General features: G+C 35.7%; 25 protein-coding genes and 3 riboswitches. Of the genes, 15 read left to right on the top strand and 10 right to left on the bottom strand.

The genetic code is table 11. The features are described from left to right. Positions 1-87: 87 nt before the first annotated feature. The 11 genes from ACEPXD_RS19555 (at position 88) to ACEPXD_RS19505 (ending at position 10194) form a co-directional block, all read left to right on the top strand. Positions 88-1011, top strand: coding sequence for a phosphate/phosphite/phosphonate ABC transporter substrate-binding protein (locus ACEPXD_RS19555; protein ID WP_391118666.1), 924 nt, complete (start codon positions 88-90; stop codon positions 1009-1011). 100 nt (positions 1012-1111) lie between these two features. Then, positions 1112-1882 (top strand): phosphonate ABC transporter ATP-binding protein, encoded by a 771-nt coding sequence (phnC, locus tag ACEPXD_RS19550; RefSeq protein WP_391118664.1) that lies wholly within the window; start codon positions 1112-1114, stop codon positions 1880-1882. Then, positions 1879-2673 carry a phosphonate ABC transporter, permease protein PhnE gene (gene phnE, locus ACEPXD_RS19545; RefSeq protein WP_391118662.1) on the top strand — a complete coding sequence of 265 codons (795 nt, stop codon included), beginning with the start codon at positions 1879-1881 and terminating at the stop codon, positions 2671-2673. The genes phnC and phnE (ACEPXD_RS19545) overlap by 4 nt, the downstream gene beginning before the upstream one ends. Beyond that, positions 2670-3464, top strand: a complete 795-nt coding sequence (gene phnE / locus ACEPXD_RS19540; protein WP_391118660.1) for a phosphonate ABC transporter, permease protein PhnE — start codon at positions 2670-2672, stop codon at positions 3462-3464. Before phnE (ACEPXD_RS19545) ends, phnE (ACEPXD_RS19540) begins: the two co-directional genes overlap by 4 nt. 346 nt (positions 3465-3810) lie before the next feature. After that, positions 3811-5223, top strand: a complete 1413-nt coding sequence (locus ACEPXD_RS19535; protein WP_391118658.1) for a methyl-accepting chemotaxis protein — start codon at positions 3811-3813, stop codon at positions 5221-5223. 47 nt (positions 5224-5270) lie between these two features. Beyond that, complete coding sequence (locus ACEPXD_RS19530; RefSeq protein ID WP_391118656.1) at positions 5271-5522, top strand: hypothetical protein; 252 nt, start codon at positions 5271-5273, stop codon at positions 5520-5522. A 118-nt stretch (positions 5523-5640) separates the two neighbouring features. Continuing rightward, positions 5641-5823, top strand: a riboswitch (Lysine riboswitch). Between the two features lie 129 nt (positions 5824-5952). Further along, a complete protein-coding gene (locus ACEPXD_RS19525) occupies positions 5953-6807 on the top strand; it encodes a transporter substrate-binding domain-containing protein (protein ID WP_391123402.1) in 855 nt (284 codons plus the stop codon). A 62-nt stretch (positions 6808-6869) separates the two neighbouring features. Continuing rightward, on the top strand, positions 6870-7628 hold the full coding sequence (locus tag ACEPXD_RS19520) for an amino acid ABC transporter permease (protein ID WP_391118655.1): 759 nt from the start codon (positions 6870-6872) through the stop codon (positions 7626-7628). A gap of 17 nt (positions 7629-7645) precedes the next feature. Next, positions 7646-8380, top strand: a complete 735-nt coding sequence (locus ACEPXD_RS19515) for an amino acid ABC transporter ATP-binding protein (protein ID WP_391118653.1) — start codon at positions 7646-7648, stop codon at positions 8378-8380. Positions 8381-8559: 179 nt separating this feature from the next. Beyond that, positions 8560-9102: a copper resistance protein CopC gene (locus ACEPXD_RS19510; RefSeq protein ID WP_391118651.1), complete on the top strand. Its 543-nt coding sequence runs from the start codon at positions 8560-8562 to the stop codon at positions 9100-9102. 54 nt (positions 9103-9156) lie between these two features. Beyond that, positions 9157-10194: a copper resistance D family protein gene (locus ACEPXD_RS19505; protein WP_391118649.1), complete on the top strand. Its 1038-nt coding sequence runs from the start codon at positions 9157-9159 to the stop codon at positions 10192-10194. Between the two features lie 39 nt (positions 10195-10233). On the opposite strand, the gene ACEPXD_RS19500 is transcribed toward ACEPXD_RS19505, so the two are convergent. The 3 genes from ACEPXD_RS19500 to ACEPXD_RS19490 all read right to left on the bottom strand — a co-directional run bounded on the left by ACEPXD_RS19500 (position 10234) and on the right by ACEPXD_RS19490 (position 12366). Next, on the bottom strand, positions 10234-11424 hold the full coding sequence (locus tag ACEPXD_RS19500; protein WP_391118647.1) for an MFS transporter: 1191 nt from the start codon (positions 11422-11424) through the stop codon (positions 10234-10236). 1 nt (position 11425) lies between these two features. Beyond that, the gene (locus ACEPXD_RS19495) at positions 11426-11857 is read right to left on the bottom strand and encodes a MarR family winged helix-turn-helix transcriptional regulator (protein ID WP_391123399.1); all 432 of its coding nucleotides are present in this window, start codon (positions 11855-11857) and stop codon (positions 11426-11428) included. Positions 11858-12027: 170 nt separating this feature from the next. Beyond that, complete coding sequence (locus tag ACEPXD_RS19490) at positions 12028-12366, bottom strand: heme oxygenase (protein WP_391118645.1); 339 nt, start codon at positions 12364-12366, stop codon at positions 12028-12030. Between the two features lie 243 nt (positions 12367-12609). Between ACEPXD_RS19490 and ACEPXD_RS19485 the strand changes: the two genes are divergently transcribed. Then, positions 12610-13776 (top strand): TraB/GumN family protein, encoded by a 1167-nt coding sequence (locus ACEPXD_RS19485; RefSeq protein ID WP_391118643.1) that lies wholly within the window; start codon positions 12610-12612, stop codon positions 13774-13776. Between the two features lie 283 nt (positions 13777-14059). On the opposite strand, the gene tatA is transcribed toward ACEPXD_RS19485, so the two are convergent. From tatA to mtnW, 6 genes are all read right to left on the bottom strand, one after another. Next, on the bottom strand, positions 14060-14257 hold the full coding sequence (gene tatA / locus ACEPXD_RS19480; RefSeq protein ID WP_391118641.1) for a twin-arginine translocase TatA/TatE family subunit: 198 nt from the start codon (positions 14255-14257) through the stop codon (positions 14060-14062). Between the two features lie 106 nt (positions 14258-14363). Beyond that, positions 14364-15119, bottom strand: a complete 756-nt coding sequence (gene tatC, locus ACEPXD_RS19475) for a twin-arginine translocase subunit TatC (RefSeq protein WP_391118639.1) — start codon at positions 15117-15119, stop codon at positions 14364-14366. A gap of 286 nt (positions 15120-15405) precedes the next feature. Next, on the bottom strand, positions 15406-15939 hold the full coding sequence (locus tag ACEPXD_RS19470; protein ID WP_391118637.1) for a cupin domain-containing protein: 534 nt from the start codon (positions 15937-15939) through the stop codon (positions 15406-15408). A 16-nt stretch (positions 15940-15955) separates the two neighbouring features. Beyond that, a complete protein-coding gene (locus ACEPXD_RS19465; protein WP_391118634.1) occupies positions 15956-16573 on the bottom strand; it encodes a methylthioribulose 1-phosphate dehydratase in 618 nt (205 codons plus the stop codon). Further along, positions 16570-17235, bottom strand: coding sequence for a 2-hydroxy-3-keto-5-methylthiopentenyl-1-phosphate phosphatase (locus ACEPXD_RS19460; RefSeq protein ID WP_391118632.1), 666 nt, complete (start codon positions 17233-17235; stop codon positions 16570-16572). Before ACEPXD_RS19460 ends, ACEPXD_RS19465 begins: the two co-directional genes overlap by 4 nt. A 5-nt stretch (positions 17236-17240) precedes the next feature. After that, positions 17241-18455, bottom strand: a complete 1215-nt coding sequence (gene mtnW / locus ACEPXD_RS19455; RefSeq protein WP_391118630.1) for a 2,3-diketo-5-methylthiopentyl-1-phosphate enolase — start codon at positions 18453-18455, stop codon at positions 17241-17243. A 68-nt stretch (positions 18456-18523) separates the two neighbouring features. After that, positions 18524-18629, bottom strand: a riboswitch (SAM riboswitch). Positions 18630-18805: 176 nt separating this feature from the next. Next, positions 18806-18961, top strand: a riboswitch (SAM riboswitch). Positions 18962-19035: 74 nt separating this feature from the next. On the opposite strand from mtnW, the gene mtnK reads away from it, so the two are divergent. The 3 genes from mtnK (at position 19036) to ACEPXD_RS19440 (ending at position 22684) form a co-directional block, all read left to right on the top strand. After that, positions 19036-20226, top strand: coding sequence for an S-methyl-5-thioribose kinase (mtnK, locus tag ACEPXD_RS19450; protein ID WP_391118628.1), 1191 nt, complete (start codon positions 19036-19038; stop codon positions 20224-20226). Next, positions 20223-21254: an S-methyl-5-thioribose-1-phosphate isomerase gene (mtnA, locus tag ACEPXD_RS19445; protein WP_391118626.1), complete on the top strand. Its 1032-nt coding sequence runs from the start codon at positions 20223-20225 to the stop codon at positions 21252-21254. The genes mtnK and mtnA overlap by 4 nt, the downstream gene beginning before the upstream one ends. Before the next feature lie 230 nt (positions 21255-21484). After that, positions 21485-22684, top strand: a complete 1200-nt coding sequence (locus tag ACEPXD_RS19440; RefSeq protein ID WP_391118624.1) for an MFS transporter — start codon at positions 21485-21487, stop codon at positions 22682-22684. Positions 22685-22724: 40 nt separating this feature from the next. Here the strand turns inward: ACEPXD_RS19440 and ACEPXD_RS19435 are convergent, their stop codons facing one another. Next, positions 22725-23366, bottom strand: a complete 642-nt coding sequence (locus ACEPXD_RS19435; protein WP_391118621.1) for a TetR/AcrR family transcriptional regulator — start codon at positions 23364-23366, stop codon at positions 22725-22727. Between the last annotated feature and the right edge of the window lie 5 nt (positions 23367-23371).

Below are 23371 nucleotides of genomic sequence, written 5' to 3'. Positions count from 1 at the left end.
ATTCTTTACAAAAAATTTAATTTATTTACAATAATCCTGTGTTATAATTTATTTTGCAAAACAAAAACAACTTTGGAGGCTACGTAAATGATTAAGAAATTATCAATGCTTGTTTTATCATTCGCTTTAATTGCGGGTATTTTAGCTGGTTGTGGATCTTCGGACGGAGATGGTAAAACAGCTTCTGGTTATGAACCAAAAGAGCTTACAGTTCAATTCGTTCCATCTCAAAATGCTAGTTCGCTTGAAGCAAAAGCCAAACCACTTGAAAAGTTATTATCAGATCAATTAGGAATCCCAGTAAAAGTAAGTGTTTCTACTAATTATAATACGATTATCGAAGCAATGGCTTCTAAAAAAGTAGATGTTGGATTTTTGCCACCAACTGCTTATGTATTAGCTAAAGAAAAAAATGCAGCAGAAGTTATTCTTCAAGCGCAACGTCTTGGTGTAAATGAAGATGGGACACCGTCTTCCGAATTAGTGGATTTTTATAAATCATTATTTATCGTTAAAAAAGATTCAAACATTAATAGTGTGAAAGATTTAAAAGGAAAGAAAATTGCGTTCCAAGATGTTACATCTTCAGCTGGTTATGTGTGGCCCGCAGCAATGCTAATGGATAATGGTATCGATCCCCTTAAAGATGTACAAGGGGTTACAGTAAAAGGACATGACCAAGCAGTTCTTGCTGTTCTAAATGGCGATGTAGACGCAGCGGTAATATTCCAAGATGCTCGTAATATAGTAAAAGGTGACTATCCAACTGTATTTGAAGATACTAAAGTTATCCAATATACAGAAAATATTCCGAATGATACGATTAGTGTACGTACAGATATGAGTCCAGAATGGAAAACAAAAATTCAAGAAGCTTTCATTAAAATTGGTGAAAGCGAAGAAGGACATGCAATCGTTAGTGATATTTACTCACATGAAGGTTACACGAAGTCAGACGATAATAAATTTGATATCGTTCGTGAGTACGGTAAAAAAGTAAAAACGGAATAGAGAACAAATTTTTTGAATAACTTTGCCCAACCATTCTGATATTAGCGGAATGGTTGAGTTTTTTTTTCAAATTTTATAACGAAAGAAAGTTGGTTGTGACGTGATTGAGTTTAAAAATGTTACAAAAGTTTACCAGAATGGAACAAAAGGTCTAAACGATATTAACTTAACCATTCATAAAGGTGAATTTATTGTCATTGTAGGGTTGTCGGGCGCAGGTAAATCGACGTTGCTTCGATCGATCAATCGCCTACATGAAATATCAGATGGCGAAATTTTAATAAATGGAAAATCTATCACAGCTGCAAAAGGAACAGAGCTACGTAGAATACGAAGAGATATCGGCATGATTTTCCAAAGTTTTAATTTGGTGAAACGCTCTACGGTATTAAAAAATGTTCTTTCTGGTAGAGTTGGTTACCATTCGACTCTAAGAACAGTTCTTGGTCTTTTTCCAAAAGAGGATATTCAACTTGCGATGAAGGCGCTAGAACGAGTAAATATACTTGAAAAGTGCTATTCACGTGCGGATGAACTATCTGGTGGTCAACAGCAACGTGTATCGATTGCTCGCGCTTTAGCACAAGAAGCACAAATTATTCTTGCTGATGAGCCCGTGGCTTCATTAGATCCTTTAACTACTAAGCAAGTAATGGACGATTTAAAAAGAATTAATGAAGAGGATGGAATTACAACAATCGTCAATTTACATTTCATCGATTTAGCTAGAAAATATGCAACTAGAATTATCGGTCTAAGAGCTGGAAAAGTTGTTTTTGATGGTCCAGTCGAAGAAGCAACAGATGAGATGTTCTCTGAAATTTATGGTCGTGCTATTAAAAAAGACGAGCTATTGGGTGAACAATCATGACGAACGAAAAAATTAATAAAACCATTCCGAGTCCTCCTAAAAAAACAAAACATATATTCACTGTTGTATTTGTTCTATTAATAATCTGGTTGAGTGGAGTAAGAACAGAGACATCTCTACCGGAGTTATGGACAGGTATTCCGAATATGTGGGACTTATTAAAACAGATGTTCCCGCCTAATTGGGGCTATATAGATAACATTACACCAGCCATGCTTGAAACAATTAGAATGGCCGTTTTAGGGACAACTTTTGGTTCTATTATTGCTATTCCAATTGCTTTACTGTGTGCTAGTAACATCGTTAAAGCTACTATCTGGAATTATCCTGTACGCTTTATATTAAATTTAATTCGTACAGTACCGGATTTATTGTTGGCTGCTATTTTTGTAGCAATCTTTGGATTAGGTCCACTTCCTGGTATTTTAGCTTTATCTATATTCTCAATTGGTCTAGTTGCAAAGCTTACCTATGAGGCGATTGAATCGATTGATCCAGGGCCACTGGAAGCAATGACGGCTGTTGGTGCAAACAAAATACAGTGGATATTCTTCGGAGTTATTCCACAAATTTTAGCGCATTATACATCGTATGTTTTATATACCTTTGAGGTAAATGTTAGAGCAGCTGCTGTTTTGGGACTTGTAGGTGCAGGAGGAATAGGTTTGTATTATGATCGCACATTAGGGTTTCTAGAGTATGATAAAACCTCTACAATTATTATATATACACTTGTTGTGGTTTTATTAATAGATTATATTAGTATGAAATTACGGGAGAAGTTAATATGACAGAGAAATTAACTAAACCGAAGAAGAAGCATTTACAAAGATACGTTATCATAGGTTTGTTGATTCTTCTATATATTTGGGCGTTTTCCGGTATGCCATTGAATGGTTTTAAAGAAACTGCTGGTCAAATTTCAAAATCTATTTTTAGTGGAATTTTTCATCCAGATTGGGATTACGTATATCTTCCTGAAGGGGAGGATCTTCTAAGAGGTTTATTAGACACATTAATGATCGCAATTTTAGGAACATTTATATCATGTTTTTTATGTGTTCCATTTGCCTTTTGGGCAGCGAATAATATGAGTAAAGGAAAGGCTACATCCGCTGTAGGTAAGTTTGTTCTTAGCTTCGTGCGTACTTTTCCAGAAATAGTAATGGCTATATTGTTTATAAAAGCAGTAGGACCTGGATCGTTTGCAGGGGTATTGGCTTTAGGTTTACACTCGATAGGTATGTTAGGAAAATTATTCTCCGAAGAAATTGAAAACCTCGATATGGGACCCTCCGAAGCTTTACTTACTACAGGAGCTAATCGCTTTCAGATTCTATGGTTTGCTGTTTTACCGCAAGTATTACCGGGTTTCCTATCGTATACGTTATATCGATTTGAAATTAATGTTCGTTCTGCAGCCATTTTAGGTATTATTGGAGCAGGCGGTATAGGTACACCTTTAATATTTGCGTTAAGTTCTCGTGACTGGAGCCGAGTAGGTATCATCTTATTGGGCATTATTGTAATGGTTACGTTAATAGATATAATTTCTGGATATTTCAGAAAGAAGATTATTTAAAAAGATCTCTCTTTTAGCACGTATTGATGCTGAAGAGAGTTTTTTTATTTGTTGATTTTTATTGGATTTATGTTAGATATTCTTAAAGTTATTTTTTCTGAAGGCCCAGTAATTGGTGAAAAATTTACGGGTAGAAAGTCTTTTCAATATTCAAAAGACTAAACATTCAAAGGATCTATGATACACTCACGAGGTATATATTTTGAACTACAAAAGTAACATTATGTTGGGTATATTATATACGTAACATTTCATATTAAATTTTTTTAGTTATTGCAAAATGTAAGAAATTGTGAAGTGTATAAGTTAAAGCTAGATCAATGGTTATATGAAAGGGGTAAAATTGTTGGTTAAATTACGCGATGTTCGAATAGCAAGGAAGTTATTTACATTAATATTTTCTTCCATTTTCATCTTTGTTTTAATCGGAGGCACTGGTTTTTATTTTATGGGTCAAATGAGTAAGGACTCAAAAGCGATATACGAGGATGCTGTTCTTCCTATAAAGTGGCAAGCACAAATACGAATTAATAATCGGGCTGTAGACGGTATGGCATTAGAAATGTTACTTACATCTAATAAAAATACTAGAACTGAATTATCTGAAGAGATTATGAAATATATAAATGATAACGATGAGTTAGTAATCAAGTTGGAGAAAAGTAACTTAAATAATAAAGAAAAGAAAAAAATTACCCAATATAAAGAAGAGAACGAAAAATACGTAAGTGAATTAAAAAAAGTTGTGAATTTTGCTATGAATGGGAATGGAACTGTAGGTAATAATACATATCAGAAAGATGTTAAACCACTTCGAGAAAAGTTAAATGCAATAATGAAGGATCTAGGAAGTGATTTAGAAAATAATGCAGAAGTGTTAAATAAAAACACCTTAAAGAGCGATACTACAAGTAAAATAATAATCCTAGTTGTTTTTGTCATCTCGCTTGTATTTAGTATTGGCCTAGGAATTGTCATTGTGCGCATGATCGTAAATCCACTGAAAAGTATTCAAGATCTGATGGTACAAGCTGAGAATGGTGATTTAACGGTTGTTGGTAAGTATCATTCTAAAGATGAGATTGGAGTATTAACTTCTTCCTTTAACAGTATGATGTATAGATTAAGAGAGTTAATGAGACAGGTAAATGGGACTTCAGAGCAAGTGGCTGCATCATCAGAAGAGTTGACGGCAAGTGCTGAAGAATCTACTAAGGCAAGTGAAGAAGTTGCCTCTACTATTCAAGAGGTTGCATCTGGAGCAGAGCTTCAAGTAAAAAGTACGTTGGAGAGTACTAAAATAGTGGAAGAAATGGCTAGTAGTATTCACCAAATAGCAACTAATGCAAAAGATATTTCGACAAATGCGATCGAAACTTCTCGAAAAGCATTGGATGGGAATAAAGCTATTCAATCTACTATTGAACAAATGAGTTCGATAAATGTTACAGTTTCAGAATTATCACATGTTGTAAGGGGATTGGGAGAGCGCTCTCAAGATATAGGTAATATAGTGGAAGAAATTACAAGTATAGCGACGCAAACAAATCTATTAGCTTTAAATGCGGCAATTGAATCTGCAAGAGCAGGAGAATACGGAAAAGGATTTTCTGTTGTAGCAGATGAGGTCCGTAAATTAGCTGAGCAATCTGCCAAATCAGCTCAAAGTATTTCAGATCTAATAGCATTAATACAAAAAGAAACTAAAATCGCTGTTCAATCAATGGAAAAACAACCAGTGAAGTCGCTGGTGGAATAGAAGTCGTTCATAAAGCAGGCAAGTCATTCGAACAAATACGCACATCTGTGGATGATGTAGCAAATCAATTGCGGGATGTATCGGCTGCAGCTCAGCACTTATCAATTGGTTCAGATCAGGTCCTTCAATCAGAGAAACTACTAGCTGAAATAGCAGATGAAGCTGCATCTGGCACACAAAATGTGGCTGCATCTATTGAAGAACAATTAGCATCTATGCAGGAAATTTCAGCATCAGCGGAATCGTTAGCTAATATGGCTAGTAGTTTACAAGAACAGATTAGCAGATTTAGAGTATAAAAAATTTCATGTGTAATTTATAAGGGGGGTCATCTATGGGTAAAATCCCCCTTTTCGTTGACAGAAATCTATTGTTATTGTAGACTATGAACAATAATTGAATATGACCTCACTTTATTTGTGGGGTAGAGGCGCGATATTTAACAGTCCTTAGTGGAGTTTGAGAAGCCATGATTCTAGGGAGAAGGAAATGTCGCCGAAGTTTGTAATAGTTCTCCGTATTACTTGCTGGGTCTGTAGTTAAGAACTGCAGGACTGCCATTATAAACATCCCGGTTTATAATGGTGTGCTATCTCATTTGGGAAAAGTAGAGGATTTAGGGCAACTATGCATTTTGCGACCTGAGTTCATCTCAGGTCTTTTTTTGTATAGATTGTCCTTTTTTCGTACCCAAACACATAAACTAAAATTAAAAGGGGAGAAACAATGATGAAAAAGAAACTATCAATATTTATTGGGCTATTCTTTACGACCATGTTGTTATTGGCAGGATGTGGAACAAGCTCTAATAGTAATGGTGCAAGTTCTTCTAAAAATGATACAAAAGAAAAAGATACATTTACTATAGGATTGGAAGCTGGCTATCCACCATTTAACTGGACACAATTAGATGATTCTAATGGTGGGGTGAAAATTGATGGGAATGCGGAATACGCAGGTGGATACGATGTAGAGATTGCTAAGAAAATTGCAGAAGGTTTAGGGAAAAAATTAGTGATTGTAAAAACGGAATGGGATGGATTAGTCCCTTCATTAGAATCAAAAAAGATAGATGCAATTATTGCAGGTATGTCTCCAACAGCAGAGCGTAAAAAAACAATCGATTTTTCTGAAAACTATTACACATCAAACTTTGTAATGGTCGTTAAAAAGGGCGGACCTTATGAAGGAGCTACTTCTATTCAAGATTTTAGTGGGGCAAAAGTCACTGGTCAGTTGAATACTTCTCACTACGGAGTAATCGATCAAATTAAAGGTGTAAAAAAACAACCAGCATCGGATAACTTTCCTGCGATGCGCGTTGCATTGGAGTCAGGTGTAATTGATGGGTACGTATCTGAACGTCCTGAAGGAATTAGCGCTTCTTCCGCAAATCCAAATTTTGCAATGGTAGAATTTGAAGATGGATTCGTTGCGGATGAAGAAGAGACGGCAGTAGCGGTTGGCCTTAAAAAAGGTAGTAAATTAACAGAAAAGATTAATGAAATATTAGCAAAAGTTTCTGAAGAAGAACGTCAAGAAATTATGGATAAAGCAATTCAAAATCAACCAGCTGCTGAATAATGAGGAAAGCAAACCGGCTGTTACTTTTTGCAGCCGGTTTTGATATGTAAAGGAGGGAAAGTATGAGTATCGAGTGGATTATTTCAATGATTATAAATAATTGGCCATTGTTTCTTCGTGGAGCAGGCATGACACTCTTAATCTCCATAATTAGTACTATTATAGGTGCAATTATAGGTTTGCTAGCAGGAGTTATTCGTACAATACCAACACCTGAAAGAAAAGTAAAACGAGTTATTTTAAAAATAGTGAATATAATTCTTTCCGTATATATAGAGTTTTTCCGTGGAACTCCAATGATTGTACAAGCAATGGTTATATTTTATGGTTCCGCTATGGCTTTTGGTGTAGACATGGACCGAACTGTTGCAGCTATATTTATCGTATCTATTAACACAGGTTCTTATATGGCGGAAATCGTTCGTGGTGGAGTTATTTCGATTGAAAAGGGACAATTTGAAGCAGCACAAGCAATCGGTATGAATCATCTACAAACAATGTTTCAGGTTATATTACCGCAAGTAATTCGTAATATTTTGCCAGCAACAGGTAACCAATTCATCATCAATATTAAGGATACCTCCGTATTAAATGTAATAGGAGTAACGGAACTATATTTCCAAACAAAAACTGTTGCGGGAATTAGTTTTAAATATTTTGAGCCGTTTTTCGTTGCGTGTATTTTGTATTTCGTCATGACCTTTACCGTAACGTTAATTTTGCGATATATTGAAAGAAAACTAGAAGGACCAGCAAATTACAGTATGATTGGTCAAACAACGCAAATCACACTGCCAAAAAACAATGCTGGAATTCAGTAAACAAAGGGTGATAAAGTATGGAAAACGTGATTAAAGTTCAACATTTAAATAAATCCTTTGGAACGCATGAAGTATTAAAAGATATCGATTTTTCCGTTGAAAAAGGAGAAGTAGTATGTATTATAGGTTCCTCTGGATCGGGTAAGTCCACTCTTCTTCGTTGTATTAATCTTTTAGAAAAACCAAGTGGTGGACAAATTATCTATCATGGGGAAAATATTTTAAATGATAAACATGATATTCATGCATATCGGACAAAATTAGGAATGGTTTTCCAACAGTTTAACTTATTTAATAATCACAATGTATTGAGCAATTGTGTTGTTGGACAAGTGAAAGTACTGAAACGCTCTAAAGAAGAAGCTGAAAAAACAGCGCTAAAATATTTAAAAGTCGTTGGTATGGATCAATACGTGAATGCAAAACCAAGCCAATTATCAGGTGGTCAAAAGCAACGTGTCGCAATTGCTCGAGCATTATCGATGGAACCAGATGTCATGCTATTCGATGAACCAACTTCTGCGCTCGATCCTGAAATGGTAGGAGAAGTTCTGAAAGTCATGAAGGAACTAGCTGGAACAGGACTTACCATGTTAATCGTTACGCATGAAATGGAGTTTGCAAAAGAAGTTTCGGATCGAGTTGTATTTATGGACAAAGGGGTTATCGCCGAAGAAGGACCACCAGAACAAATCTTTAATAGCCCTACTCAAGAGCGTACGAGAGAATTTTTAAAACGAACTTTAAAATAATTGTGTTTTGGATTCATAGGATATTATTGTGGCTTCCCTTCAACACGAAGAGGAAGCTTTATTTATTATGTAGAGGATGCGAATGAGGCTCCTCTTTTTCGTGTTGAAACGTATTTCATACTTTCAACACAAAGTTTGGTTATACTAAGTGATGTAAATTTAATTTAGGAGGAATTTTTATGAAAAAAATAATATTCATAGCATTTGTTTTTATGTTTACATTTGCAAATAGCGCGTTTGCACATACGGGGTTAGAGAATTCCAATCCTGCAAATGGAGAGGTAGTGACAGAACAACTGAGTGAAATTAAGTTAACGTTTGAAGGTAAATTAGAACAAAGTAGCACGTTTGAACTAAAAAGTTCAACTGGTGAAACAATTCCTGTCGATAATATTATAATAAATGAAGAAAAGTTGGAAGGTACTTTATCTATTCCTTTGGACAACGGAAATTATGAAATAAACTGGAACATTGTTGGAGTAGACGGACATCAGATCGAAGGGAATATACCATTCACTGTAGAGGTTCCCGCATCTTCTGAAACACCAATGGAAGGTGAAAAAGTAGAACAAGCAAATACAACTTCAGCACCTGCAGCTACGCCAACAACAGTAGAACAGAAAGAGGAAGTTAAATCATCTTCCAATGTAGTGCCTTTCGTTGTAATTGGGTTAATCGTAATCATTGGTGGGCTTTTCATCTGGTTGCGTAGAAAGAAATAAGATAGATTCATGATTACGATAAGTGAAATTTTAGTATATCTCTGTTTTTCGCTTTTGATTGGCAGCTTTCTTATTGCGCTTGTGCCGAGCACTTTAAAACCAGAAATAAATGTACAGAGATGGTTACAAGTTATTGCTACGATAGGAATTGCTTTTTTTTCTTTTATTCCTATTTTACTACTAGTGTTAAATTTGGATAGAGGAAATGAATTTGTGGGGACACTTCAAATGGTACTTTATACGTTTGAAGTAGGTAAAGCGTGGATTTTTACTTTTTTAGTAGCTACCATATTGGTCATCTTCCTTCTATTTTTTGAGGATCACACAAATCGTGCGTATTCAATTGGAGGATTTATCCTTACATTTCTCTTAATTTTGGGATTAGGTTGGGCAAGCCACGCGAGTCCTATTGAGCACCTAAATGGGTTTATTACACATACTACCCATTTTACAGTGGTTACCGTTTGGATTGGTATTTTATTAATGGTGAGTTGGTTTTCAAGAGGTTTTTCAAATTGGTTGAACTTTTTAAAATGGTTTACACCGGTTGCATCAGCATGCTTCGGTATAACGATTATTTCTGGATTGCTGCTCATGACGTTTGTAGTTGATTTTGCTGCTTATACGGATTCCTGGATGCTACCATACGGCCAACTTCTGTTGATCAAACATCTATTAATCATTCCATTACTTGTGTACGCAATTATAAATGGCGTATTCATCAAAAAGAAACTACAAAATGACCCGAGCTTTAATCCGAAACCTTGGGCTAGAGTAGAAAGCTTATTAGTGTTACTCATTTTTTCTGTCACTGCGGCACTTGGCCACCAATCACCACCAAGTGAAAATACGTTCAAAAATGAAGGACCTTCCAAATTATTTAGCTACTTTTATCAAGGACAAAGTTTACAAGTGTTTCGTGTAGAACTAACGATAAATGCTACAGGCTTATCCCTGTTATTATTAGCGATTCTGTTCATTGGTTTAACTGTCTACGCTTTTCTTAAAAAAGCTCCACCATTCATAACGTTTTTACTGAGTATTCTATTCGTACTTTCTGGCTATTTAGCGTTAATATGGAGTATAAAATAAGAAGGGGCTATCCTATAAAGTGGATAGCCTCTTCTTATTTTATTCTGTAAGAAAATTTGCTTTTTCTTTTCGACCATGTAAGAAGATATATGGAATGATTGTAATAATAGCTACTATTCCTAAAATTACATATAACGTGCTATAACCGGTTAGAGGAATGATGTATCCAAGTACATATGGACCAAATCCGAGACCTGCATCGAAGAAGATAAAGAAAGTAGAAGTTGCGAGCCCAATACGATGAGGAGGGCTTAGCTTTACAGCTACCGCTTGAGTAGTAGATTGCATATTCCCGAACCCAAGACCAATAAGTGCACCGGCTAATAATAATGTGAAGCTGGTGCTTGCTGTGCTTAAGAGTAGCATACCTGTACCGAGAATAAGAAAGGCAGGATACATAATATAGTTTGCACCTTTGGCATCCATAAGACGACCAGTAAATGGGCGGGATACTAGAATCGCTATAGCATATACAATAAAGAAGAAACTTGCTGCATTCACTAGGTTAATTTCAATAGCATAAAAGTTGATAAAGGAAAGAACACTAGAATAACAGAAAGCAATCGCTAATGTTATGAATGCAATAGGCAATGCCTTCGGTTCTACAAAGTTAGATAGTTTGAATCCTTTTGTTTCAGCTGTTTTTGTTAGTTTTTCAATTGCAGGAACATACAGGAAGAACGAAGTGATGAGACTAAATATTCCTAATGCAAGACAAAATCCAAAAATCAAGTGGAAAGTTGTATGCTGACTCATATACAAGCCGATGAAAGGTCCAATTGCAGCGGCGAGTGTTGAACTCATACTAAAATAACCAATTCCTTCTCCTTTTCTTGTCATTGGAATAATTTGTGCAACAATCGTTCCTGCTGCCGTACTCGCTATTCCTAAAGTTAAACCATGAAGAAATCGATTTATTAGTAAGAAAGTTAAACCTAGATTTACAAAATATAAAGATGTCGTTAGCGTAAATAGAGCTAACCCAATAAACAATGTTTTTTTGCGACCAATCAAATCAATTACACGTCCGATGAAAAGACGCCCAATTAACGTTCCAATGATAAAAATGCCGGTTACTAAACCTGCTTGACTTGTGGAAGCATTGAATTCATTCACCGCATAAACAGCAATTGTCACCATTAATAAATAAAAAATTAACGTTATTAAAAAGTTAATGGAAGAAACAACGATAAAATCTTTCGTCCATAGTTTGGGTCTAGATTGATCCATGTTATTTAGCTCCCTGTTCTAGAATATTATTACGTATTTCATCCATCATTTGAATTGCTTTTAGTTGATCGGTCTCAGATATCCCTTTTAGAATATTTTGCTCGTATGCATCTATTGTTACCCGAACGTCTTCATAAACATTTTTGCCAAGTAACGTCAATTGCATTCTTTTTTCACGCTTATCATGGCTAGGTAGCTGCTCTACATACCCTAATTCTTCTAAACGATTAATCGTTCTCGTAATAGTGGGCTTTTCTACACCTTGATAATTAGAAAGCTCAACAAGTGATGTAGAACCATTGTTGGATAAGTAGAATAAAATAGTCCACTGTGCTCTATATAAATCATGTTTCGCGAGTTGGATATTCAAATGATTTTCAAATGGACGATACAGATGAATTAACTGATGAAAAAATTCTCGAGATGTGTTGATTAGAATCACTCCTCACCAAAGAAAGTAATTACCAAAGATAATAGTTATCTTAGGTAACTAACCCAGTATAACAAAAAGTTTAACGGATGAAAAGTAAAGAGGTTCTTCATAAAAAAACTCCTACTTAAGTGTTCTAGAACACTTAAGTAGGAGTATTAATTAAATCCTTATTATTTTGAAGGGATGGCTTCAATGGTAGATGCAACTTTTGAAATAACTAGTTCATTTCCTAGGAGAGGAGATTCTTGAGAAGCAGCTTTTGAACCTGGCTCTGGTCGTTTATGAGATTCTTTGAATGCGTCACTATTTTTCCAAGCCTCAAAGTTTTCAAGGTTTTCCCAGTACATATTTACGTTTAACTCATCGTATTCTGTTAGGTTTTGTGTAAGCGTTACTTCTACTTTTACAAATCCTTCCATTTCTTGTAATGCACCTGGCTTAGTGAAATTAGGAGCCATTTTTTCTGCAAAGCCTAATTTTGTTCTAATTCTGTTTGTTACGATAAACATTTCGCATTACTCCTTTATAGTTAAATTATTTTTTTAGTATATCACTTATTCATAGAAAAACCTTTTCTCAAGATTTATTAGGAAATGTCATTGAACTGCTATTTACTTATATTTTCTTCATTTTTTAGTAAAACATATTTGAAATTTATGCTAATCTAATTCATTATTAATAATAGACAGTCTTTTCGTAATTGAGCGTATAAAATTGCGCAAAAGAAATATGTTCTATGAAGGAAGAAGCTTGTGAAAGAGGATAATATTACTCGTATAAACCTAGATGGTAGAGAATTAATACTTATTGGTACTGCGCATGTATCAAGACAAAGTGCAGAACAAGTAAAAGAAGTGATTGAAGCAGAGAGACCAGACTCTGTATGTATTGAGTTAGATGAACAAAGATACCAATCCGTTATGGACAGCAATAAGTGGAAAGAAACGGATATTTTTAAAGTAATTAAAGAGAAAAAAGCCACGTTGCTATTAATGAATTTAGCTATATCTTCATTTCAAAATCGTTTAGCAAAACAGTTTGAGATAAAGCCTGGACAGGAAATGATTCAAGGGATTGAATCTGCTAAAGAAACAGGTGCAAATCTCGTGCTAGCGGATCGAAATATACAAATTACCTTTTCGCGCATTTGGCATAATCTTGGATGGTTAGGCAAGGGACAACTTCTCACTTCTGTATTCTTTAGCATTTTTAGCAGAGAAACGATTTCCGAGGAAGAGCTTGAAAAAATGAAATCACAAGATACGCTTAACGCAGTTCTTGCTGAGTTTACAGAATCTTTTCCTAAGCTAAAAACTCCTTTAATCGATGAACGAGATCAATATTTAGCACAAAAGATTAAAGATGCACCGGGGAAAAAGGTAGTTGCTGTATTAGGTGCTGCGCATGTACCAGGTATTACGAAAGAGATTCATAAAGAACATGATTTAGTAGGTTTAGCTCAAACTCCTCCAAAATCAGTTGTTCCTAAAATACTGGGTTGGATAATACCTGTTCTTCTTATTGCTATTGTAGCTTACACGTTTATTGCAAATCCGACAGCAGGGTTTGACCAAGCATTGAGTTGGATATTATGGACTGGTACTACCGCAGCTATTGGAGCAGCTATTGCGTTTGGGCATCCGCTTGCAATATTATCTGCTTTTATAGCGGCTCCCATCACTACTTTACATCCTTTAATAGCATCGGGGTGGGTATCGGGAATTGTCCAAGCGTATTATCGTCGACCGAACATTGGAGATTTTGAAACTCTTTCAGAAGATGTATTTACAGTAAAAGGATTTTGGCATAATAAGGTTACACGTATTTTACTAGTCGTTGTACTAACTAATCTAGTGGGGTCTTTAGGAGCTTTCATAGGTGGGGCAGATGTTATTAGGTTATTCTTTAAAAATTTTTAGTAAGGTTTATTTGAGCTAGAATAGACAGTATAAAAATCTCCTTTATTGCGGTTTGAAAGTCGCAATAAAGGAGATTTTTTATTTTGGAGTAGGAGCTGGTCAATTCAATTAGATTCTTTTAGTTTTCAAGCACCTAAGTTTTATTGAAAATTCGGTTACGAAGTAGTAGGAGTAATAGATGGGTTTCCAACAAAAGAGTTTCAACAAGTTTATTTACAAAAGAAAATTAGGTAATTGAAAAAGCCAACTATTCAAGAGAATAGTTGGCTAATGGTATTAAGTTTTATTTCTTAGTGTCTGTATCTTTATCTTCTAATTTAAACTCTTCTTTTACATCTTCTACTATATCTTTTGTGGAATTTTTGAATTCTTTCAATGTTTGTCCAACTGCTTTACCTAACTGAGGTAGTTTAGCTGGTCCGAAGACGATTAAAGCAATGACTAAAATAATTATTAAACCTGGTACGCCGATGTTTGGCATGGTGTGTTCCTCCTAGTGGTGTGCTTTATATTGATCCAAAGGCAAATGTGCTTAGTAGTAAACTTAACTTTAGTATAACAGGATCACGTAAATATAAACTTCTGATTTAATCCTCTAACTGCTCATCCATAAGCGCTCTTTTCGCTAGCTGTTTTTTATAGGACCAGCTAGATACGAGAATACTAATTTCAAATAATAGTAACAGCGGTATAATAATGATGAAATCGGACATGAAATCCGGTGGTGTTATAGAAACTCCAATTACTACTAGAACGAAGTATGAAATTTTTCTCATCTTGCGTAGCAGAGCCGGCGTTACTATTCCTAATTTCGTTAAAAATAAAACGATGACGGGTAACTCAAAAACGATACCGACTGGAGTAATCAGATTAAACATGAAAGTAAAATATTGTTGCATTCCGTATGTCTCTACAGCACCAATAGAATCATTAATACTCTTCATAAAGTTCAACATTAACGGAAATAAAATAAAATAACTAAAACTAATGCCAGCTAAAAACAAGAAAAAAGAGATTGGAATAAAGTAAATAGTTCCCTTTGCTTCTTTTTCCAATAATCCCGGCTTAACAAATAACCAAATTTGATGCATTGCTATAGGCAATGTGATTAATATAGAAAGAATTAAGGCGCATTTTATATAAATCATTAAACCGTCTGTATAACCAAATACATTCCACTCAACGTGAGCAGCTGTGGGTTGTCGTTTAAGAAAATGTAATGTTTTTGGTGCCATCCAAAGTCCCAAAGCGAGTGAAAGCACAAAGGTTGCAATTATAATAATGAGCCTTTTACGTAATTCTGTTAAATGTTCGACTAGTGTCAATTCAGGTTCTTGTGTCATTTGCTTGTACCACCCCATTTTTGTGCAAATAAAGTGAAATATGTTATGTGAAAAAAACTTGTTGACTAAGTAATATAACCAACCATTTAGAGAAGAAGTTGATTTTATACTACCTAAACATTATACCTCTCGAAAAGAATTTGTAAAATAAAAGTACTCTTTGTTTTCTGAACAAATGAGAAAAATGTGTCTAAAGAAAGAATTATATACGTACTCAATACATGAAAAAACTCCAGTATCATTTGTAAGCAAATTCAGGAGTTTTTCATTATATTTATATTTAGCTTTAGCTTTGAGCAACTTCGTCTTGATATACTGGTACCCAGCCCTCTGTTGTTACAAAGATCCGAACGGCAACCACTTTACGATCTTCTGAAAGGGTGAAATAATGCGTGATGTTTTCTGGAACTGAAATTAAATCTCCTGGTGATAAATGCACTTCAAAGAAATTTTCGTCTTTTCCTTGGATAATGAATACCCCGTGACCACTAACGATGTATCGAACCTCATCATCTGTATGTAGATGTTTGCGTTCGAAGTTTTTCAATAGCTCATCTAAGTTAGGGTTAGAATCAGATAAAGATATAACATCCGATGCTTTATAGCCACGACGATTTGAAATTGTGTCAATTTCCACTTTAAAAGCGTGTAGGATTTGTTCTTTTTCTTCATCGCTAAGATCAAATTTTTCACGAAGAGGCTCAGGTAATTTTTCGATATCCCAATGCTCGTAAATAACTTCCTGTTTTTCTAAAAAAGCTGCAACCTTGTTCTGCGCTTCAATTGTTTCTTCAATTCCTTGAAATTTAATGATAGCCATTTAAAATCTTCCTCTCTTATATAGATTGTATTTGATGTAATGTTAATTGATATTGAAATAAAAACTCGCAAGCTTCTAGCAGCTTCTTAGCTTCGAAATCATCCTTACCCCAAACGGTAATACCATGATTGCGAATTAATACTGCACCTTTGCTCGCATGTATATGTGACTTAAACTCCTCAGCCAAACGTGGAATATGGGCATGGTTTGGAATGATCGGGATAGTGAGTATAGCGTCTTCCTCCCACATTCCAAAAGCTTTAATGAGCTCTTGACCTTGAAAATCAATTTTACCTTGATCACTGTACAATTCGGAAATAACGTTATTCGCAACTGTGTGCACGTGAAGACTACATCCAGCAGAGGTTGTCGAATAGATAGCACAATGTAGTAATGTTTCGGCTGAAGGCTTAAGATCCGTATTTTGGACTGAATTTCCACTAGCATTTACGAGTAAAAAATCTTCTGAAGTTCTCTTGTACTTATCTTTTCCACTAGCAGTAATTAAAAACTCAATTGGAGTGTCACTGACTTTTATAGCTAAATTTCCACTTGTCCCCATAAACCAATCACGCGCGGCTAGTCCGTCTTTTATATCCGCTAAAGCTTCCCACTTATTTGTGAATGTTGTCATTGTGGCGTACCTAACCTTGTATCAATAATATTTATAACGTCTTGGAAATTTTCAAACGGTTCATATGAAATATGTAGTTCCTCGCATTTTTCAATGAGAAAATCTCGAGCAATGACAATGTCAGCCAATTTGGCAGCTTCAAGATCGGTAATCGAGTCACCAATTACAACGCTTAATGTATCACTTCCTTGAAGCTTACGAATAATAGAAGGTTTACAGCAACCGCAACCTTGGCTTGTACATTGTTCATCACAGCCATGTGGGAACTTGATTTGAATGTTTTTCCCTGAAAAATCCGATTTATTGCAATAGATATCAGAAAATGGGCCGAATTTCTCCAGCATTGGCTCGACAAAAAAATCAATTCCACCACTAACAATATAAAGTGGGATATTGTGTTTTCTTGTATAAGAAACGAAATCAGCAAACCCATCACGAATTTGTGCATGCTCGAGCAAATAAGAAATTAGTTGATCTTTTAAGGAAACAGGCAACAGAGCAAACATTTCTGCTACGCCTTCAAGAATAGACTGTCGTTGCCCTAAAATATTCTCCTTAATCGGCAAGTATTCTGGAGGAGCAAACTGTTTCATGATGGAGATAATATTGTCTTTATTTGTAATCGTGCCATCAAAATCACAAAAGATGACTAGTTTATTCATAATGCTTACCCCCATAGTTCCAATGCTATTTTTAATTCAGCGTGCTGTTTAGCTGCTTCTGCAATAGGAACTTCTTCAAGCACTGCTGCTACCGCTTGTCTAAAAGCGAGTACTCCTCCAATCGCACCTGCGGGATGACCATGTACTCCACCGCCAGCATTGATAATACTATCGATTCCATAGTCGGCCATTAAAAGGGGGACTAAACCAGGATGAATACCTGCTGACGGGACTGGGAAAGTTCGTTTCACTGCACTTGCTTTCGTCAATTCTTCTCCTAGGGAAAGAGCAGTTGTTTTTTCAAGTGCAACACTTCCATAAGGGGAAGGAAATAATGAAAAATCTGCCCCCGCATATCTTGTTAATTTACCTAGCAAAAGCGGAGTTGCAACCCCGTAAAATGGGGAAGAAGTGAATGCACCACTAAAAGCAGGGTGAGCCATTATAGGTAATTGGATATTATTGTCTTCCGATAATTCTTGCAGTACATCTAGTCCATATGCATGAACATTTAATAATAGTGCATCAGCGCCAAGCTCCTTCGCTTTTTGTGCTTTTGCTTTCAATTCAGATGTTCGGCCAGATAGATTCACGGCATACATTGTCCGATTTCCGGTTTCTTCATACACTTGGCGCAATACTTCTTGAGCAGTTGTAATACGTTTTTCAAAAGGAGTGAGTGGGTTTTCAAAAAGAATTTCATCGTCTTTTACGAGATCGATTCCACCGAGAGCCTGATGTCGAAGCTGTTCTTCTAAGTAATGGATATCTCGACCAATTACTCCTTTGAATATACTCATGATAAGTGGGCGATTATACACTCCTAGTTGGTCACGGATGCTATCGATTCCAAACCTGGGTCCTGGAAACTTAGTCAAAAGCTCTGGAGAATATTCTAAGTCAAGAAGCTTCACTTCTCCATCTAGCGATAGTTTGCCAAATACAGTTGTTAAAATGGCAGGTAAATCTGCCGAGAAATTGGCACTAGGATAATTTATTTTTATTTCTGCTTTAATTTGGTCTGGTTTACTTGGATGTTGAATCTGTTCGAATTCAGTAATCGAAACAACATGACCTTTATGTTTTTTTAATTGTTCTTGTTCTAGCAATGGTAAGTCTGTCCAGGATCCGATTGTTAATCCAAGTGCTATACCTTCTGCTTTATTTTCAAAAGAACCGGGCTTACCATACAGTTGGTAAATAGCTGATACTCCACTCATTCATCATCACATTCCTTTAAATAATATAAAAACCTCTTCAAATAAGAAGAGGTTAAAGGGTTAACGACTTCTTATTTCTCAGTCCACTGACTGCAAGAATTAGCACCGTGTCCAATAACTGGACCGGTTGCCGGGTATCATAGGGCTTGTCCCTCCACCTGCTCTAAATAAGAATAATTTATTCAATTGGGTTCACTTTGTATTGTCAAATTAATTACGATTATTTCATGCTCTTAGAAAATTGTCAATATAGTTTTTAGAATCCTTACTGTATTCAAAAAATGATTGACAGTTCTTTTTTAATTATGATAGGATTCATTTCAAATAGCATAAAGTTGTATGTAACAGCACTCTTATCAAGAGCAGGCAGAGGGTAATGGCCCTATGAAGCCCAGCAACCGACCGTAATACCGTTGTGAGACGGGGCGTTTTTCGCGCCGAGATGAAAAATCTCGTAAGGCACGGTGCTAATTCCATCAGAAAGGTAACTTTCTGAAAGATAAGAGGCGAGAGTTCTCTTATTCTACGCCTCTTTCTTTGGAAAGAGGCTTTTTATTTTGTAAATGAAAGGTAGAGAACAATGACAATAGCTACGAAGAAGCAATATGAATCATTAACAGAAGAGCGTGCGATTTTATATGCAAAAGGTTTGCACTTTTTTTCAGAGGATGCAGAGTTAAATTGCAGAGAAATTGGTGATGGCAATCTAAACTATGTATTTCACATTAAGGACGCTCAGAGCGAAAGAAGTCTTATTATCAAACAGGCATTGCCATATGCCAAAGTAGTTGGTGAAAGTTGGCCACTTACGTTAAAGCGAGCAACCATTGAAGCAAATGCGTTAAAAAAGCAGGCTAAATTTGTGGCTGACCTTGTTCCAACTGTATATGCAACCGATGAAGAGCTTGCAATTACAGTTATGGAGGATTTATCCCACCTAAAAATTGCGCGTGAAGGATTAATCCGACTTGAATCCTATCCAAAGCTATCACAGGACATTGGTGAGTATCTTGCTCAAACGCTGTTTCACACTTCTGATTTTGCATTACACCCATTTGAAAAAAAGAGATTGGTTTCCGAGTTTTCAAATCCGGAACTATGTAAAATCACAGAAGATCTTATTTTTACAGATCCATTTTTTGATCATGAAACAAATGATTTTGAACCTTCGTTGAGAGCAGAAGTGGAGGTTATTTGGAATAATGAACGTTTAAAGCTTGAAGTTGCGAAATTGAAGAGAAGTTTCTTGACGGAAGCAGAAGCTTTGCTTCATGGCGATTTACATACAGGAAGTATTTTTGCTAGTGAAACGGAAACGAAGGTAATTGATCCGGAGTTTGCTTTTTATGGTCCTTTTGGATTCGATGTTGGGATATTTTTAGCAAACTTAATCGTGCAATCTATTACTAGAGAAGCAGAAGCGCGAAATATTATTCTTCAACATATCGAACAGACCTGGGGAGTGTTTTCTTCGAACTTTTCAATCCTATGGAAATCAAAAGGTATTGAATCCTATAATGATACGAAGGGATTTGAAGAATATATTTTGGATAAAGTTTTCCGCGATACACTGGGTTTTGCTGGTTGTGAACTAATTAGAAGAACGATCGGGTTAGCTCATTTGAAGGATTTAGATGCGATTGCAGACGAAGAGCAACGACTTCGTTTCAAAAAACAGGCATTACAAGTAGGAGAGGAACTTATTTTAAAACGTTATGATTTACATTCTATTGAAGCGGTAATCGCGTTACTAGAGGAGTTGCACAAATGAGTATTCCGTTATCGATTGAGTGGAACAATGAGCAGCTAAGAATTTTGGATCAGCAGAAGTTACCTCTTGAGATTGAATATGTAACACTAGAAACACTGGAAGATGTGTATGACGCAATCATCACGTTAAAGGTAAGAGGTGCACCTGCTATTGGTATTACAGCCGCATATGGATTAGCTAAAGCAGCTCAGCATTATGAAACAAATACCTTGGAAGAATTTCAAGAACAGCTAAAAAAAGACGCGATGTATTTAGGTGATTCTAGACCAACGGCAGTCAACTTAGTTTGGGCTCTAGATCGTTTACGTAGTACTGTTGAACAAACTGTAACTATACAAGAAGCGAAGAATCGTCTCTTAGAGGAAGCTGTAAACATCCACAAAGAAGATGAAGCTTCATGCCGAAATATTGGCGAGTTTGCTTTGTCTTTGCTTGGAAATCATACGAGAGTTATGACAATTTGTAATGCTGGATCCATTGCAACTGCGAAATATGGAACTGCACTAGCCCCATTTCATCTCGGAAGCGAACAAGGAAAACAGTTTCAGGTATTCGCATGTGAAACTAGACCAGTATTTCAAGGTTCACGACTTACCGTATGGGAACTTCAGCAATCTGGTGTAGATGTCACACTTATAACAGATAGCATGGCTGCGCATACAATTGGTGCAAAAGGAATTGAAGCAATTATCGTTGGCGCAGACCGAATCGTAGCAAATGGCGATACAGCTAATAAAATTGGAACACTCAATTTAGCTTTACTCGCTCATGCATTTAACATTCCATTTTATGTGGCTGCACCTTCTTCTACTTTTGATTTAACGATCAAAAGTGGAAAAGAAATACCAATCGAAGAGCGTCCAGCAGAAGAAATAACACATGTTGCAGGGAAGCAAGTGGCTCCTCCAAATACAAAAGTATTTAACCCTGCTTTCGATGTCACACCAGGCAAATATATTACAGCCATTATTACAGAAAGAGGAATCATTTATCCAGAATACAATAAAAGCATTCCTGCAAAGCTATAGATGCTGTTATTGGAATCTTGCTAAATGGGTTAACTATTCTAAGCTTGCCATTTATGCATTTGATATTATTAAAGGAGTAGTTTTAGTTTCAGCACTTGCAGTTAGCTATGTTTACGAAAAAAAAGTTTACCCAAACTTAATAAATTTTGTGTCTCGAAGTACTTGTTTTCTGTGCATGCAAGTATATAATTCTAGCATATCCTATATTATTTATTGAATGGGCTGATAGAATGAGACCTTATAATGAAAAGATTAGTATTTACCACGGAATGGCATCTACTATAGCACTTAATTTTTCCAATAATTTTTTTCCAATCTTCGCAATTACGATACTAGGGGCGACTAATTATCAAGTTGGATTAATTAGTTCATTACCACCTTTAATCGCATTGTTAATGACAATTCCAGCAGCTATATTATTAAATAGGGCGAGTGCTCAGAAGAAATTGGTTGCGATGTCTGTTTTACTTGCTCGGCTTATGTTCTTGTTAATTGTACTAGTTGTCCTTTTACCTTCTCCCTCTCTCCAAAGATGGGCTTTTTTAGGGATTATTGCTTTTATTAGCGTACCAAACACAGTAGCTAATATTGGGTGGCAAACGTTCATTAGTGGAATGATCAAAGAATCTAGAAGAGGGCAATTTTTTAGTGATCGAAACCGACTTTTAACGGTGGTTGGACTTGTGTCGACGTTACTTATCGGTATTTTAATGAAAGATTCCTCGGAAAGTGTTGTAGCGTATCAAATACTTTTCACAATAGCTTTTGCTTTTGGATTATTAGAAGTTTTTTTCCTATTAAAACATCAAGAAGAAGTTGTGCAAGTAGAGAATGAACAAGTGAAAAAGAAGTCTATGGACTGGACCATTTTTAAACATAGCAACTTTGTTTGGTTTTTAGCGGCAGCACTGTTTTTTAACTTTGCTTGGCAATCAGCGTGGGGATTATTCAATATTTATAATGTAAGAGTAGCAGGTGCAACAATATTTTGGATTAGTATGTTTTCAGTCGGTAATATGCTCATACAATTTTTAACGTTTCCTATGTGGAAGAAATGGGCAGATAAAAAATCTAATATGCAGGTTTTTATATGGGCTGCAGTTGGTATGGCGACTACTCCTTTTTTGACTGTGTTATCTACTAATTTATACTATTTAACATTTGTCCAAGCAATTTCAGGCTTTTTCTTATCTGGTACTGTATTGATACTCTTTAATTTATTGTTAGAGCAATCTCCCGAACAATCTCGTACATACTGCATTACAACTTACAACGTATTGCTCGCCTTCGTTGCATTCGTAGCACCACAAGTAGGTATTTGGCTATTGGATCAATTAGGAATGGAAATGGCGATGTATATTAGCTCTGGATTACGATTTTTAAGTGCTTTTGGTTTTTTATATGTATCTATTCGACATAGAAAACGTTAAGCATTTAACAGAAAAAGCGCCCGTACATTGGGCGCTTTTTCTATTTTGCTATTCCATGCAAGATGAATTGGATGGTGCGCTCTGTTTCTAGTTCATCATCCCACTCACTGTCGGGGAAAAAGATGTAACGTGAAAATAAGTAGCCAAATATACTTGTGACCGCTAGTCTTGCCATACTTGCAGGTGGCATTTCGATTAGTTGTCCTTTATCTTGGAACCCTTTAATAACAATTAGTATTCGTTCAAAAATTTTACGCGCAATTTGGTCCAGAAACTGTTCTTTCAATTCTGGCTGAAAAGGAATTTCTTGAATCATAATTTTGATAACAGGGAGAAACTTTTTAATAATAACTCTACGGTTTTCAAGTGTAGCTCTCAAAAAGTCCTCTGCATTTTCATAGGGGTGATCTAATACTTTGTGAAAGTCATTTACAATAATCGGACCAATTAGCTTTGTCATGAGTGGAGCAACAATGGATATGAGCAATTCTTTTTTTGTTTTATAATGACGGAAAATGGTTCCTTCTGCTACTCCAGCTTTTTTAGCGATTTCACTTGTAGAAGTAGCAGCATAACCTTTTTCCGAAAATGATTCAATAGCAGCAACGATAATTTTTTTTTGTTTATCGGTAAAATTTTCTTCCTCAAATAATTGATCCAATAAAAGTTCGTCTTCGGACATTGTTT

Origin of the sequence: Psychrobacillus sp. L3, from assembly GCF_042945595.1 — a bacterium.
In the GTDB taxonomy this organism is placed as follows: Bacteria; Bacillota; Bacilli; order Bacillales_A; family Planococcaceae; genus Psychrobacillus.
This window is presented reverse-complemented; position numbering and strand designations above follow the sequence as displayed.